Consider the following 14349-nt stretch of genomic DNA (forward strand, 5'->3'; position numbering starts at 1 on the left):
CGCCACGGGTCAGATGCGGGCCGCGAGGCGGCGCACCTTCTTCCGCGCCGAGGCGGGCAGCCTGCGGACGATCGGGCCGCCGGCCGAGCGGAGCACCTTGCGCAGCGTGGCCCTGCGGCGCTTCACCGTCACCACCCGCACCAGCAGGGGGTCGACCTCCCCGAGCCCGCTCTGGTCGAGCCGGAGCCGACCGCCGGCGGCCACCGGCAGCTCGCAGATGTCCAGCTCGGGACCCTTGGGGCCGTCCAGCTTGACCGAAAGACGCGCCTGGCCCTCCGCCAGTCCGGCCACCCGGCCCGGCACCTCCAGATGCGCCCTTCCGTGGTCGGGGCGGAGCGTCGCCGGGTGCGTGAGCTTCGTACCGTCCGAGCCGGTCAGCACCAGCTCGACGGCGAGGGAGGCGGACTTCGTACCGGTGAAGATCTCGAACCGCAGCTCGGAGCGGGAGCCGGGCATCCGCAGCGCGGGGCTCTCGGCGAGATACGTCGCCATCTTCTTGGCGCGGCCCGCCACATCGAGCGTGAGGTTGCCGTGCGGGTCGGTGAAGTACGGGATGACCGGGCGGGCCGGCGAACCGAGCACCGCCGGGAGGCACTTGGCGTCCACCCCGGGCGCGCGGTCGGCGCCGAGGCGGGCCTTGCGGACGATCCCGAGGCCGCGCATCGGGACCCAGATGTCCCAGAAGCCCCGGGAGACCCGGCCGCGTCCCTTGACCGCCTCGCTGGTCACCGTACCGGTGCCGTGGAGCACGACCTCGTACGTCTCGTCGGTGTCCGCGGCGTCCGCCGCGGCGCCGGCCGGCGCCGCGGCCTTCTCGACCTTCGCGGTGAAGTCGGCGGGGCAGGGCCACTCGACGGCGGTCTCCCGGTTGCGCAGGGAGAGTTCACCCTTGTAGGTGTCCATGTCGTCGGTGACGTCGAGGAGTTCACCCTCGGGCAGCAGCCCCTCGGTGATCTCCGGGTGCACGAAGTACCGCTTGTCCCGGCGGACCAGGCGCAGCGGCTGCTGGTCCTCGCCGTGCACCAGGCGGCCGGTCACGGAGAGCGCGATCCTGCCGTCCGGCTGCCAGTCGAACTCCTCCAGGCGCGCCGTGGCCTTCACCGACTTGGCGAACCGGGCGATCTTCACCAGCCCCTGGCGGTCGTCGGCGCGCAGCAGCGTGGAGCGGAGCCGGACCAGCGCGCCGAGCCCGTCGTGCACGCCGTCGGTGATGAAGTCCTTCACCAGCGGCTGGATCGCGTCGACCATCTCGTCCAGGTACGCGGGCTCGTACTTGAGGACCGAGGGCTCGCTGAGCCGGCCCAGCATCTCGACCCGGTAGAAGCGGCGCAGCAGCCGGTCCCGGAACTCGCCCGGCTCGGTGTTGTCCACGACGACGCCGAGCACCTCGCGGAGGTTGCCGTAGTAGCCGGACGGCACGAGCTTCGCGGAGCCGGCGTTCTGGCCGTCGTCCCGCTTCGAGTAATAGTAGCAGGTGTACGTCCCCAGGATCGACACGACCTTCGCGGGGAAGTACGTCTGCATCATGTAGAGCTGGTCCTCAAGGCGCCGCTTGCCCTCGGGGTACGCGATGTTGTTCTCGCGCAGGAATTCCGTGCGGAACATCTTGTGCGGGGTGAGGCTGTCGTACAGCGGCGCGTTGCTGAGATCGCACTTCTCGCGGTTCGTCTTGAACACGCCGTGCGGGACGCCGCGGAAGTTGGAGGCGACCTTTCCGATCACGATGTCGGAGCCGTTGCGGTGGCCCATCTCGTAGAGCCGTCGCAGCGCGTCGGAGGCCATGTGGTCGTCCTGGTCGACGAATTGGACGTACTCGCCCTTCGCCTCCGCCACACCGATGTTTCTGGGCTTCCCAGGCCACCCCGAGTTGGGAATGTGGATCACCCGGAAGTGCGGGTGCTCGGCGGCCAGCTTGTCCAGTCTCGCGGGGGTGTCGTCGGTCGAGCCGTCGTTGACGAAGAGCACCTCGAAGTCCGCGGCCGGCAGCGTCTGGGCCAGCAGTGAATCGATGCACGGATCGATGTACTTACCCGGGTTGTACACCGGAATGACGACGCTCACTTTTACTGGCATTACTTGAAGGCCCATCTCGTGTTGTCGGTGCGCGGGGGGTGGCTGACCAGGTTGCGGAGCAAGCGGGGGATCGCTGCCGTCGGCGGAGGGTGCGGCGCCGGGCTGCCAGCTTATCTCCGAGGGGCCCGCGGCTGTTTCCCGCCCGTTCCTCCCCCTGACAGACTGCTGTCACGGGTCTCTGGTTGCACCGGCGAGCCGTCCGGGTGTTCCAGCCACTGAAATGATCCGCCGTCGCGGGCGGCCCCCGCGTAGGCTGGCCGGCCGGGACGCACCGCGCGCGGACTTTCCGAGTCCGGTGGCGGGAGCGGCGGGAACACGGGAACACGCCCCGGTGGCGAGAGCAGAGGCAGAGCACGTGGCAGCGGCAGGGCGGCAAGCGGCGGCACGGCAGCAGGCGACCGGGCGCGAGCAGGCGACCGGGCGCGAGCAGGCGGCAGGGCGGGAGCAGACGACGGCACGGCAGCAGGCGACGGCACGGCAGCAGTCGACGACACGGCAGGACGCGGTCGGGCAGGCCCGCAGGATCGTCGTCAAGGTCGGCTCCTCCTCGCTCACCACCGCCGCGGGCGGCCTCGACGCCGACCGGGTCGACGCCCTGGTCGACGTCCTCGCCGCCGTACGCGCGAGCGGCGGCCGGGAGATCGTCCTGGTGTCCAGCGGTGCCATCGCCGCCGGGCTCGCGCCGCTCGGGCTCGACCGCCGCCCCCGGGACCTGGCCCGCCAGCAGGCCGCCGCCAGTGTGGGCCAGGGGCTGCTCGTCGCCCGTTACACCGCCTCCTTCGCCCGGTACGGCGTACGCGTCGGCCAGGTCCTGCTCACCACGGACGACACCAGCAGGCGCGCCTCGTACCGCAACGCCTACCGCACCCTCGACCAGCTCCTCGGCATGGGCGCCCTCCCCGTCGTCAACGAGAACGACACCGTCGCCACCGACGAGATCCGCTTCGGCGACAACGACCGGCTGGCGGCGCTCGTCGCCCATCTCGTACGGGCCGACCTGCTCGTCCTGCTCTCCGACGTCGACGGCCTGTACGACGGCGACCCGAGCAGAACGGACACCTCACGGATCGCCGAGGTGCGCGGCCCCGCCGATCTGGCCGGCGTCACCATCGGCAGCGCCGGCCGGGCCGGGGTCGGCACCGGCGGCATGGTCACCAAGGTCGAGGCCGCCAGGATCGCCGCCGCGGCCGGCATCCCCGTCGTCCTGACCTCCGCCAGCCGCGCCGCCGACGCGCTCGCGGGGCGCGACACCGGCACGTACTTCCACCGCACCGGACGGCGCTCCGCCGACCGGCTCCTGTGGCTCGCGCACGCCTCCACCCCCCGGGGCGCCCTCACCCTCGACGACGGTGCCGTACAGGCCGTGGTCGAGCGCCGTACATCGCTCCTGCCGGCCGGGATCGCCGCCGTCGAGGGCGAGTTCAGCGCGGGCGACCCCGTGGAGCTGCGGGACACGGAGGGCCACGCGGTCGCCCGCGGCCTGGTCAACTTCGACGCCAAGGAGATCCCGCAGCTCCTCGGCCGCTCCACCCGCGAACTGGCCCGCGCGCTCGGCCCCGCCTACGAGCGGGAAGTCGTACACCGGGACGATTTGGTCATCCTGCACCCCTGACCCGCACCTGAAACGGCTGAAACTCCGGCCTTTGAACAGGGACCTTTACCAAAACCGCCCCATCTTCCGCCCGGGACTGGTCAACTTTGTCAGAGGGATGACGGGGTTATGACGGGGATCAGCACGACGACGCAGCAAACAGGAGGCCGCTGGTGAGACGAGCGCGCCCGGGGGCGGTGCCCCGAGGTGCCGGGGGAAGCGCCCAGGCCCGGCGGGCCACCGGCGGGCAACGAGCCCTGACCAGCGTCGGCGTGGGAGACCCCGCCGACACCCCGGACGGCGCCGGTACCGACGGTACCGACGGCGCGGCCGGTGACCGGCGGCAGGGCGACGCCGCGGCGACGGCGACCGCGCGCCAGGTGTCCAAGCTCTGGCACATCACCCTCAGCGTCTCGGGCCCGGAGACCCCGCTGACCGAGGTCAGGCGCGGCCTGGAACAGCTCGCCCACGACCATCCCTTCCTGCTGACGAGCCGGTACGCCACCGACCACGCGGAGATCCGCTACTGGGAGGAGGCCAGGGACCTGCACGACGCCGCCGCGGTGGCGCTGCGGCTGTGGGGCGAGCACCGGTCGAGCGCCCAGCTCCCGCCGTGGCTGATCGTCGGGCTGGAGGTCATCGACCGGGAGACGTACCACCAGCGCATCGCCGAGGGGTACGGTCCGCCGCCGGCCGCTCCGGTGGGCGTCCATCCGTTCTGAGGCGGTTCCGCGGGCGTCGCGGGGGCCCGGCCGTCCGGCCCGGGGGCGTCTCGGAGTGCGGAATACGTGCGGAATGCCCTCAGGGGGCGCATTACCCTGCGGGCATGACCTCGCTCTCGCCGTACGACAATCTCTCCCCGGTCGTCAGGGCCGCCTACCGGGCCCGCTCCGCCGCCGCCGACATCGCGCCACTGCCGCGCGCGGCCAAGGACGACGCGCTGCTGGCGATCGCGGACGCGCTGGAGGTCCGTACGCACGAGATCGTCACGGCCAACGCCGAGGACGTCGCGCGCGCCCGGGAGGCCGGCACCGCCGAGTCCGTCATCGACCGGCTGACGCTCACCCCGGAGCGGATGCGGGCCATCGCCGCCGACGTACGGGACGTGGCCGCGCTGCCCGACCCGGTCGGCGAGGTCGTCCGCGGCTCGACCCTCCCCAACGGCATCGACCTGCGCCAGGTGCGCGTCCCGCTCGGCGTCGTCGGGATCATCTACGAGGCGCGCCCCAACGTCACCGTGGACGCCGCCGCGCTCTGCCTGAAGTCGGGCAACGCCGTACTGCTGCGCGGCTCCTCCTCGGCGCTCTCCTCCAACACCGCGCTGGTGCGGGTGGTGCGCGACGCCGTGGGCGGCGCCGGACTGCCTGCCGACGCCGTGCAGCTCGTGCCCGGTGAGGGCCGCGACGCCGTGCAGGAGCTGATGCGGGCGCGCGGCCTGGTCGACGTGCTGATCCCGCGCGGCGGCGCCTCCCTCATCCGTACGGTCGTCGAGGGCTCCACCGTCCCCGTCATCGAGACCGGGACCGGCAACTGCCATGTGTACGTGGACGCCGACACCGACCTCGACATGGCCGTCGACATCCTCATCAACTCCAAGGCGCAGCGCCCGAGCGTCTGCAACGCCGCCGAGACGCTCCTCGTCCACCAGGACGTCGCCGCCGCGTTCCTGCCGCGCGCGCTGGACGCGCTGGCGGACTCCGGTGTCACCGTCCACGCCGACGAGCGGGTACAGGCGTACGCGGCCGGGACGAAGGCCACGGTCGTGGCGGCCACCGAGGACGACTGGGAGACCGAGTACCTCTCGTACGACATCGCCGCCGCGGTGGTGGACTCGCTGGACGCGGCCGTCGCCCACATCCGGCTCTGGTCGTCGGGGCACACGGAGGCGATCGTCACCACCTCCCAGGCCGCCGCCCGCAGGTTCACCCAGTTGGTCGATTCGACGACCGTCGCCGTGAACGCCTCCACCCGGTTCACGGACGGGGGCCAGTTCGGCTTCGGCGCCGAGATCGGGATCTCCACGCAGAAGCTGCACGCGCGCGGGCCGATGGGGCTGCCGGAGCTGACCTCCACGAAGTACATCGTGACCGGGGACGGGCACACCCGCTGAGGACCGGGGCGGCGGTCCGGGTGCGCGCGGTCGTGTGACGAATACGAAGCGGGATAGTTCGGACTCCGCCTGCCCAAAACCATGTCCCAGGTCTACCCTGAAGAGGTGCCGGACGACGTGGGGGGCAAGCCGTTCCCGGACGGCTGGGAGCCTGACGACGACCGCGGAGGCGCGGATCAGGACTTCGCCTCCGTGGTGTTCGACGAGGACTTCGTCAAGGCCGCCACCATCCACGAACCCTCCGCCGTGGAGCGGCTGCTGTCGGCGGCCCAGGCCCGCGCCGAGGCCGAGGCGGCCCGCGCCCGCTCCGGTGGAGGAGCGCCCGAGGACGAGCTCTACGAGGAGCTGTACGGCCGGGACGGCGCCTACGGCCCGGACCCCGGCTACGGGGAGTACGACCCGGACGACCCCGACGCGTACACCGGCCCGTACGGACGCCACGGCGGCAGCCTCCGGCCCTACCGGGGCACCGCGCGCTGGCACCGGCCCGTCGCCTGGCTGCTCGCCGTGCTGATGGGCGTCGGGATGGTGGCGCTCGCCTTCACGGCCGTCTACCGGGGTGCCTCCGACAGCCGCGAGGACCAGGTGCCGCAGCCTGCCACGACCGGGATCGACAAGCCGGGCGCGATCGGGCCCTCGGCCTCTGCGACCTCCTCGGCCTCCGCGACCTCCGTGACCTCCGTGACAGGGACCGTCCCGGCGGTCTCGGCGGTGCCGAGAACCCCCTGACACGGCGCCGCGAGCGCCCGTGAGAGATGCCCGCGTTACCCGAACGGCCGAACGGGTGTCATGCGGAACTTGACCGTCAGCTCGGCGTTTACGTTCGCCTCCGCAGACCTACCCTCAACATATGGCAGGGCGTGGAGACCCACCCGAAGGAGAGCATCCTGAGGGGCTCCCCGGAGGCGAGGACGACGAGTACCGCTCGGTCGTCTTCGACGAGTCGTTCATCCGGGCGGCCCGACTCCAGGAGTACTCCGCGCGGGAGCGCATGGGCGAGCACGCCCACGCCGTCCGCAGGATCCCGCCCGTCCCGCCGCCCGCCCCCGGACGCCGGCGGGGGTTCGGGAACGGCCCCCGGCAGTTTCTGCTGCTCCTCATGGTCCTCGTGGTCGCCTTCGGCACCGCGATCTATCTGGGGCTGCGCAACCCGTACCGCCCGCCCGCGATCAGGGCCGTCGAACCCGCCCGGACATCGGTGGTCCCGCTCGCCCCGCAGGGCCCCGTGCCGGGCGGCGCGCCCGCCGATCTCCTCGCCCGCAGCCCCGCCGCGCCGTTCCGGTCGGGGGCGGCGGGCATCACCCTGCCCGCCGCCCGGGACGCAGGGGACTTCGCGGAGGGCCAGGTGATGGCGGCGCTGAGCATCGTCAAGGACTACCTCGTGGCGTCCTCGCTCGACCCCGATGTCCTCGCGGGGCGCACCCTGCGCCCTGTACGGGTCCTCCTCGACCCCGAACAGCTCACGCAGTTCGACCGCAGCTTCACCGATCCGGCCGACGACGGGCACCACGACCCGATCGGCTGGCTGGTCCGCTTCGACCCGGCGAAGGTGGCGCGCGCCGACGACCAGGTACGTGTCCACGGCACGCTGCGGTACGAGGAGACCGGGCCCGGGACGCTGGAGGTCAGCTCGGACCATGTCTTCGTCTATCCGCTGCGGCCCGCCGCCTCGGGCGCCCACCCCGTGCGGGACGCCTCCCTGTTCACCGTCCGGCGCGAGATGCGCTTCCGGTTCGGCGTGGAGGACCTGCCCAGGCATCAGACGCAGGTGGTGAGCAGCGAGGTCCAGGCCGGTCCCCAGTCCTGCTCGGCCGAGCCGCCGAGCACGCTGCGCCCGCTGCTCGCGGGCGAGCGCGCCCGGCCGCACGAACCGGCCGCGACCGATCCGTACGCGAGGGGCCCGATGCATCCGGCGCTCTGCGGCGCGCTCTCCCGCACGGCCGAGCCGAGCCCGTCACCCTGACGGCGGGTCCGGCCGGTCCCGGGACGGTCCTCGGTCAGTCCCGGGCCGGTCCCTTGCCGTTGCCGTCGGCGCCGTCGGTGCCGGTGCCGGCGTCGCGCTCCGTGGCCGTACCGCTGCCGCCGTCCTTGCTGCCGGCCCCGTCCTTGCCGTTACCACCGCTGTTGCCGCCGCCCGTGAACCGGTCGCGCAGCTTGCCGCCCAGGTCGCCCGCACCGCCCGCGATGTCGCCCACCAGCTTCATCAGCGGGTCCTTGCTGTTGCGGACCGTGTCCGCGTAGTGCGTGGCGGAGTCGCGGAACGAGTCCGTGACCGAGGTGTCCTTGTCCTCGTCGCGGCGCGGGTAGTGGCCGTCCATGATCCGCTGGTAGTCCCGGCTCTCGGACCACTTCTTCAGCTCGGCGGCCCGGACCGTCGTGAACGGGTGTGTGCGCGGAAGCACATTGAGGATCTTGAGGACGGAGTCGCGGAGATCGCCGCCCTCCTCGTACTCCTTGGCCTGCTCCAGGAACGCGTCCACGTTCATCTCGTGCAGGTGGTTGCCACCGGCGATCTTCATCAGACCGCGCATCGACGCCCGTGTGTCCTGGCCGACGAGGAGTCCGGCCCGGTCGGCCGACAGCTCCGACTTGCGGAACCACTCCCGCAGCGCCGTCACTATCGCCATGATCGCCATATTGCCCAGCGGGATCCACGCGACCTTGACCGCGAGGCTTGTGAGGAAGAGCAGTATCGTGCGGTAGACCGCGTGTCCGGAGAGCGCGTGGCCCACCTCGTGGCCCACGACCGCCCGCATCTCCTCCTCGTCCAGCAGCTCCACCAGTCCCGTGGTGACCACGATGATCGGCTCGTCCAGGCCGATGCACATCGCGTTGGGCCGTGGGTCCTGCGTCACGTACATCGCGGGGACCTTCTCCAGGTCCAGGATGTAGCAGGCGTCCCGCAGCATCGCGTGCAGATGCGCGAACTGGGTGTCGCCCACCCGCACCGAGTCGGAGAGGAAGAGCAGTCTCAGGCTGCGCTCGGGCAGCAGCGCGCTGAGCGCCTTGAACACGGTGTCGAAACCGCTGAGCTTGCGCAGGGCGACCAGCGCCGAGCGGTCCGCGGGGTGTTCGTACGCCCGGGAGGAAATCCCCGGGAAGCGTGTGCGCTGCCGGCTCGGCACATTCTCGCCGCCCGTCGCCTCGTTGCGGTCATCGGTCATGGATATCCCCTGTTCGTACGAGTCCAAGGTCCAAGGCTCGTCCCCCCTGACGGACCCCAGCGTAGGCGCTGGGGCTACCGTGTGGCGGGGGCCTGTGGATGACGTTCCGGGGCGGAGTGTCCCGAACTCAGCCGGAAAGAGACCGAGGAGCACAGCCGACATGCCGGAAACCGCCACCCTGCTCGCCGCCGCCTCCGATCAGCAGGGACCGGGCAACACGTTGCGGATCGTGCTGGTCGTCTCGCTCGTCGGAGCCGCCCTGCTCGCCTGGTTCCTGCTGCGCGGATACCGCGACAACGACCACAACGACTGAGTCGGCGTGAGCGTGCCCGAGGGCCCCGCATACGATGTGCCCGAAGTCTCCGCAGACCTCAGGAGAATCCAGTTCTCCGGAGGACCCAGACCCCCGAGGAAAAGGGCCCGTAGAAGATGAGCCTCACCGGCACCGCCGCCCACCTGGTCACGCTCGCCGAGGGCGCCGAGAACGGCGGCAACCACGAAAGCCTGAACCCGGCCCTCATCGGCGGTGGCGCCCTCTTCGCGCTGCTTCTGCTGCTGTGGATCACCACGCGCTTCAACCGCGACCGCTGACACCTGGCCGTACGCGTGTGCCAGTAGGCTCTGGGCGTATGGGAGACCAGCAAGCGGCCAGCGGTCACGGACCGGCCGGTCCGGGCAGACCGGAGCAGGGGCCAGGCCCCGGATCCGAGCACGGCAGACGCCGACTCGGGGTCATGGGCGGCACCTTCGACCCGATTCACCACGGACACCTCGTGGCGGCCAGTGAGGTCGCCGCGCTGTTCCATCTCGACGAGGTGGTGTTCGTACCGACCGGTGAGCCGTGGCAGAAGAGCCAGCGCGCGGTGTCACCGGCCGAGGACCGGTACCTGATGACGGTCATCGCGACCGCGTCCAACCCGCAGTTCTCGGTCAGCCGGATCGACATCGACCGCGGCGGCGCCACGTACACGATCGACACCCTGCGGGATCTGCGGTCCCTCAACGACGACGCCGACCTCTTCTTCATCACGGGGGCCGACGCGCTCTCGCAGATCCTGAGCTGGCGGGACCACGAGGAGCTGTTCTCCCTCGCCCATTTCATCGGGGTGACCCGTCCGGGCCATGATCTGACGGACGACGGACTGCCCAAGGGCGGGGTCTCCCTGGTGGAGGTTCCCGCGCTCGCCATCTCCTCGACCGACTGCCGTGAGAGGGTCGCGAAGGGCGACCCCGTCTGGTATCTGGTGCCGGACGGCGTGGTGCGCTACATCGACAAGCGGCAGTTGTACCGAGGCGCCTGAGCCACGGAGAGGGGCACCGGTGAACGACCAGCAGCAGCCGTACGACCCGTACGGCCCCTACCACCCGCAGCCCCAGATCGTCGGGTACGACGAATACGGGCAGCCGGTGTACCAGCAGCCCCAGCAGTCGGCCCAGCAGTCGCAGCAGCAGTCCCAGCAGCAGTACGACGCCTACGGGCAGCCGGTGCAGCAGCAACAGGCGTACGGCTACGACCCGTACGCCCAACAGCAGTCCCAACAGCAGCCCCAGCAGCAACAGATCCCGCAGCAGTACGACCCGTACGCGCAGCACCAGGGTCAGCAGCACGGACAGCAACAGGGTCAGCAGCACGGACAGCAACAGGCGTACGGCTACGACCCGTACGGGTACGACACGGGCGGACAGCCGCCGGTTCAGCAGCCGCCGGTTCAGCAGCAGGAGCAACGGCAGGAACCCGTGCCCGGGGCCCCCGTGGCTGTCGAACAGCCCTCGGCCGCGCGGACACCGGCCCCCTCACCGGCCCCGGCCCCGGACGCGAAGCCGGCCGCCGACCCCGAGCAGCCCGCCGTACCGGGGCAGCGGCGCCCCGAGGGCGAGGAACGCGACTACAAGACCGAGCAGTTCTCGTTCATAGAGGAGCCCAGCGAGGACTCCGAGGACGTCATCGACTGGCTCAAGTTCACCGAGAGCCGCTCCGAACGGCGTGAGGAGGCCAAGCGCCGCGGCCGCAGCCGCGTCGTGGCCCTCGTCGTCGCGCTCGCCCTGGTGGTCACCGGCGGCGTCGGCTACCTCTGGTACGCGGGGCTGCTGCCCGGCATGTCCTCGGCGGACGCGCCGCAGACCACCTCCTCGGGCCCGCAGAAGCGTGACGTGATCGTCGTGCACCTGCACAACACCAAGCAGAAGGGCACCTCCACCGCGCTGCTGGTCAACAACGCCACGACCGGCAAGGGCACCACCGTCCTGCTGCCCAACATGCTCCCCATCGCGGGCGACGAGGGCGCCTCGACCACGCTCGGCAGGTCCGTCGACGAGGACGGCTCCGACGGCACCCGTGAGGGCATCGGCACCCTGCTCGGCACCAGGATCTCCGGCACGTGGCGGCTCGACACGCCTTACCTGGAGAACCTCGTCGAGTTGGTCGGCGGTATCGAGGTGACCACGGACGTCGAGGTGCCCGCCGCAAAGAAGGGCGACGATCCGCTGGTCCCCAAGGGTGAGAAGGAGACCCTCAACGGACGGGCGGCCGTCGGCTACGCCACGTACCGCGCCCCCGGCGAGGAGGAGGCCAAGCAGCTCACGCGCTTCGGCCAGGTGCTCCAGGGCGTCCTGCGGAAGATCTCGGACGACCCGAAGACCGCGACGGTCACCGTCGAGACCCTGGCGCAGATCCTGGACCCGTCGCTGACCGAGAAGGACCTGGGCGCGGCCCTGGCCAAGCTCGCCGAGCACGCCAAGGTGGGCGACTACCGGACGATGCTCCTGCCCGTCCAGGCCGACGGCCGGCTCAGCGACGAGTCCGCCGACAGTGTGGTGAAGGACATCCTGGGCGGCTCCGTGTCCGCTCCCGAGCAGGGCGCGGCCGTACGGGTCGGCGTGAAGAACGCGAGCGGGAACCAGGACGCGGCGGAGTCCGCCAGGATCGCCCTGGTCAACGGCGGCTACGGCTTCGTGGACGCCGGTACGGCCGATGCCCTGACGGCCTCGCGGGTCACCTACGGGGACGACGCGAAGAAGGAGCAGGCGGAAGAGGTCGCCAAGACGCTCAAGCTGCCGGCCGGTGCGGTCGAGAAGGGCAAGGCGGCGGCCAACGCCGATGTCTCCGTCGTCCTGGGACAGGACTACAAGGCCGACTAGGCCGCCGACCAGGCCCTGCCCGGCGGGTCGCGCGGTGTCTCCCGGGTGCCGGGCCGCGGGGCGGAAGAACGGCTGTGCGGGCTGTCGGTGGTCCGTGAGATCCTGGGCATCTCCACGACCGCCGACGAAAGCCTGCCAGTGACCGCTACTGATCGTTCCATCGAGCTCGTCAAGACCGCCGCCCAGGCGGCCGCGGACCGGCTCGCGCACGACATCATCGCGTACGACGTGAGCGATGTGCTGTCCATCACCGACGCCTTCCTGCTCGCCTCGGCGCCCAACGACCGCCAGGTGAAGTCGATCGTCGACGAGATCGAGGAGCGCCTCCAGAAGGAGCTGGGCGCCAAGCCGGTGCGCCGCGAGGGCGACCGTGACGCCCGCTGGATCCTCCTCGACTACGTCGACATCGTCATCCACGTCCAGCACAGCGAGGAGCGGGTCTTCTACGCGCTGGAGCGGCTCTGGAAGGACTGCCCCGAGCTGGAGCTGCCCGAGGACGCCGTCAAGACGCGCGGCAAGGGCCAGGAGCACGCCGCGACGGTGGGCGAGCACGCCGGAATCGCCGGTGACCCGGACGGTGAGCTGAGCTGAACGGCTCCAAGGGCGGCAGGGGCCGCCGTATCGTCCTGTGGCGGCACGGCCAGACGGCCTGGAACCTGGAGCGCCGCTTCCAGGGCTCCACGGACATCGAGCTGACCGAGGAGGGCGTCGGACAGGCCCGCAGGTCCGCCCGGCTGCTCGCCTCCCTCAAGCCGGCCGCGATCATCGCCTCCGACCTGCGGCGGGCCGCCGCCACGGCCCGCGAGCTGACCGCGCTGACCGGCCTCGGCATCACGCACGAGGCGGCGCTCCGTGAGACGTACGCGGGCGCCTGGCAGGGCCTGACCCACGACGAGATCGTCGAGCGGTACGGGGACCAGTACGCGGCCTGGAAACGCGGCGAGCCCGTGCGGCGCGGCGGCGGCGAGCTGGAGACCGAGGTCGCGGACCGCGCCGCGCCCGTGGTGCTCCGCCACGCGGAGAAGCTGCCCGACGGCGGCACCCTGGTCGTGGTCAGCCACGGCGGGACGATCCGCACCACCATCGGCCGGCTGCTGGGCCTGGAGGCGCACCACTGGGAAGGGCTCGGCGGGCTCACCAACTGCTGCTGGTCCGTCCTGGGCGAGGGGGCGCGCGGCTGGCGGCTCCTGGAACACAACGCGGGCACCCTCCCCGAGCCGGTCCTCGGTGACGACGACTGAGGCCCCTGCGGGGCGGCGTCCGGCGGTCCGGCCTCCGGCGACCGGACGTCCGGCGGCGGGGCCTCCGGCCGGGGAGCCACCGGATTTCGCTTTCCGGCAGGTCGCAGGCTAAAGTTCATCTTGTTCGCAGCGCGAAGCGCGGGGAACACGAGGGGCTATAGCTCAGTTGGTAGAGCGCCTGCATGGCATGCAGGAGGTCAGGAGTTCAATTCTCCTTAGCTCCACAATCAGCGTCACGAACCCGATCCCGTCCCCCGCTGGGGGGCGGGATTTCTGCTGTACGGACGCCATTTCAGGCTGACCAGCACTCTCCGGCGTGGCAGAATCGGACGACCGGATGGGGGTCAGGGGCCGGACCGGGAGGGAGAGCGCGATGTCCGCCAGCAGTGTCGGCTGTCCCTCGTACCACGTGTCCCCGGCTGACCATGTGGCCGGTGACAATTCCGGAATTTCCTACGTGTGCACGGCCTGCTGCGGCCACATCTGGAGCTGATCGATGGGTGCGCACAGGCGTAAATGCGACTGGTGCGGCAGCGGTACGCCGATTGTGCGGGACATGGATCCGCTCAACCCCGAGTACCAGTACTGGTGCGAGGAGTGTGCGCGGGCGCTGATCATAAAAGGCGACCCCATCGAGACCTACCGGGAGTTGGAGGGCGAGCCGATCTACGGCCGGCTCCTGGAGGAGCACTGCACGCTCAAGCGTTTCTACTCCTTCGCCACTGCCTGAACGCCGCCCGCCGGCCCCCGGTCGGCCGCCACCAGGGCCCCGAGCGTGCCCCGGGCGGAATCGATTTGGCGGTGGGGCACAGGGACCGTTAATGTTGGCGATGCCGCCGAGGGGGAAGCCCCGGGGCGGCGGACCGCAAGGGGCTATAGCTCAGTTGGTAGAGCGCCTGCATGGCATGCAGGAGGTCAGGAGTTCAATTCTCCTTAGCTCCACAAGATCTCAGAAGATCACAAGAAGAGCGCAAGAAGCGGGTGGTGCGATGAAGAAGAACCACGTCTATTAATTGTTGACCATCTTTTTAA

General features: G+C 71.1%; 14 protein-coding genes and 2 tRNA genes. 14 read left to right on the forward strand and 2 right to left on the reverse strand.

Annotated elements, in window-relative coordinates; translation table 11 throughout:
- Positions 1 to 9 precede the first annotated feature (9 nt).
- On the reverse strand, positions 10 to 2061 hold the full coding sequence (locus ACFTZC_RS39850; protein WP_382898754.1) for a glycosyltransferase family 2 protein: 2052 nt from the start codon (positions 2059 to 2061) through the stop codon (positions 10 to 12).
- A gap of 535 nt (positions 2062 to 2596) precedes the next feature.
- Between ACFTZC_RS39850 and proB the strand changes: the two genes are divergently transcribed.
- The 5 genes from proB (at position 2597) to ACFTZC_RS39875 (ending at position 7737) form a co-directional block, all read left to right on the forward strand.
- Entirely contained in the window at positions 2597 to 3685 is a 1089-nt protein-coding gene (gene proB / locus ACFTZC_RS39855; protein ID WP_382898787.1) for a glutamate 5-kinase, read from the forward strand.
- Positions 3686 to 3837: 152 nt separating this feature from the next.
- The gene (locus ACFTZC_RS39860) at positions 3838 to 4386 is read left to right on the forward strand and encodes a hypothetical protein (RefSeq protein ID WP_382898756.1); all 549 of its coding nucleotides are present in this window, start codon (positions 3838 to 3840) and stop codon (positions 4384 to 4386) included.
- A gap of 104 nt (positions 4387 to 4490) precedes the next feature.
- The gene (locus ACFTZC_RS39865; RefSeq protein ID WP_382898758.1) at positions 4491 to 5774 is read left to right on the forward strand and encodes a glutamate-5-semialdehyde dehydrogenase; all 1284 of its coding nucleotides are present in this window, start codon (positions 4491 to 4493) and stop codon (positions 5772 to 5774) included.
- Between the two features lie 105 nt (positions 5775 to 5879).
- Entirely contained in the window at positions 5880 to 6503 is a 624-nt protein-coding gene (locus ACFTZC_RS39870) for a hypothetical protein (RefSeq protein ID WP_382898760.1), read from the forward strand.
- Positions 6504 to 6624: 121 nt separating this feature from the next.
- Positions 6625 to 7737: a hypothetical protein gene (locus tag ACFTZC_RS39875; protein WP_382898762.1), complete on the forward strand. Its 1113-nt coding sequence runs from the start codon at positions 6625 to 6627 to the stop codon at positions 7735 to 7737.
- Positions 7738 to 7771: 34 nt separating this feature from the next.
- On the opposite strand, the gene ACFTZC_RS39880 is transcribed toward ACFTZC_RS39875, so the two are convergent.
- Positions 7772 to 8938: a M48 family metallopeptidase gene (locus tag ACFTZC_RS39880; RefSeq protein WP_382898763.1), complete on the reverse strand. Its 1167-nt coding sequence runs from the start codon at positions 8936 to 8938 to the stop codon at positions 7772 to 7774.
- A 160-nt stretch (positions 8939 to 9098) separates the two neighbouring features.
- Between ACFTZC_RS39880 and ACFTZC_RS39885 the strand changes: the two genes are divergently transcribed.
- The 9 genes from ACFTZC_RS39885 to ACFTZC_RS39925 all read left to right on the forward strand — a co-directional run bounded on the left by ACFTZC_RS39885 (position 9099) and on the right by ACFTZC_RS39925 (position 14259).
- Positions 9099 to 9251 (forward strand): hypothetical protein, encoded by a 153-nt coding sequence (locus ACFTZC_RS39885; protein ID WP_365813795.1) that lies wholly within the window; start codon positions 9099 to 9101, stop codon positions 9249 to 9251.
- 116 nt (positions 9252 to 9367) lie between these two features.
- Complete coding sequence (locus tag ACFTZC_RS39890; protein ID WP_382898765.1) at positions 9368 to 9529, forward strand: hypothetical protein; 162 nt, start codon at positions 9368 to 9370, stop codon at positions 9527 to 9529.
- 143 nt (positions 9530 to 9672) lie between these two features.
- The gene (gene nadD, locus ACFTZC_RS39895; protein ID WP_365813878.1) at positions 9673 to 10239 is read left to right on the forward strand and encodes a nicotinate-nucleotide adenylyltransferase; all 567 of its coding nucleotides are present in this window, start codon (positions 9673 to 9675) and stop codon (positions 10237 to 10239) included.
- A gap of 19 nt (positions 10240 to 10258) precedes the next feature.
- Positions 10259 to 12076 carry an LCP family protein gene (locus tag ACFTZC_RS39900; protein ID WP_382898767.1) on the forward strand — a complete coding sequence of 606 codons (1818 nt, stop codon included), beginning with the start codon at positions 10259 to 10261 and terminating at the stop codon, positions 12074 to 12076.
- A 108-nt stretch (positions 12077 to 12184) separates the two neighbouring features.
- Positions 12185 to 12667 carry a ribosome silencing factor gene (rsfS, locus tag ACFTZC_RS39905; protein ID WP_365813877.1) on the forward strand — a complete coding sequence of 161 codons (483 nt, stop codon included), beginning with the start codon at positions 12185 to 12187 and terminating at the stop codon, positions 12665 to 12667.
- Positions 12664 to 13317 carry a histidine phosphatase family protein gene (locus tag ACFTZC_RS39910; protein WP_382898789.1) on the forward strand — a complete coding sequence of 218 codons (654 nt, stop codon included), beginning with the start codon at positions 12664 to 12666 and terminating at the stop codon, positions 13315 to 13317. The genes rsfS and ACFTZC_RS39910 overlap by 4 nt, the downstream gene beginning before the upstream one ends.
- Positions 13318 to 13468: 151 nt before the next feature.
- Positions 13469 to 13541, forward strand: a tRNA-Ala gene (locus ACFTZC_RS39915).
- Positions 13542 to 13813: 272 nt separating this feature from the next.
- Positions 13814 to 14047, forward strand: a complete 234-nt coding sequence (locus ACFTZC_RS39920; protein WP_329827141.1) for a hypothetical protein — start codon at positions 13814 to 13816, stop codon at positions 14045 to 14047.
- A gap of 139 nt (positions 14048 to 14186) precedes the next feature.
- Positions 14187 to 14259 (forward strand) — tRNA-Ala (locus tag ACFTZC_RS39925).
- Positions 14260 to 14349: the final 90 nt, after the last annotated feature.

It is taken from the genome of Streptomyces sp. NPDC056987, assembly GCF_042673865.1.
Classification (GTDB): domain Bacteria; phylum Actinomycetota; class Actinomycetes; order Streptomycetales; family Streptomycetaceae; genus Streptomyces.

What these genes read in the sequence shown, in the direction of transcription:
- ACFTZC_RS39890 (WP_382898765.1), top strand. Translation starts at nt 9,368, where the DNA reads ATGAGCCTCACCGGCACCGCCGCCCACCTGGTCACGCTCGCCGAGGGC.
- ACFTZC_RS39875 (WP_382898762.1), top strand. Translation starts at nt 6,625, where the DNA reads ATGGCAGGGCGTGGAGACCCACCCGAAGGAGAGCATCCTGAGGGGCTC.
- ACFTZC_RS39885 (WP_365813795.1), top strand. Translation starts at nt 9,099, where the DNA reads ATGCCGGAAACCGCCACCCTGCTCGCCGCCGCCTCCGATCAGCAGGGA.
- ACFTZC_RS39920 (WP_329827141.1), top strand. Translation starts at nt 13,814, where the DNA reads ATGGGTGCGCACAGGCGTAAATGCGACTGGTGCGGCAGCGGTACGCCG.
- ACFTZC_RS39865 (WP_382898758.1), top strand. Translation starts at nt 4,491, where the DNA reads ATGACCTCGCTCTCGCCGTACGACAATCTCTCCCCGGTCGTCAGGGCC.
- ACFTZC_RS39880 (WP_382898763.1), bottom strand. Translation starts at nt 8,938, where the DNA reads ATGACCGATGACCGCAACGAGGCGACGGGCGGCGAGAATGTGCCGAGC.
- nadD (WP_365813878.1), top strand. Translation starts at nt 9,673, where the DNA reads ATGGGCGGCACCTTCGACCCGATTCACCACGGACACCTCGTGGCGGCC.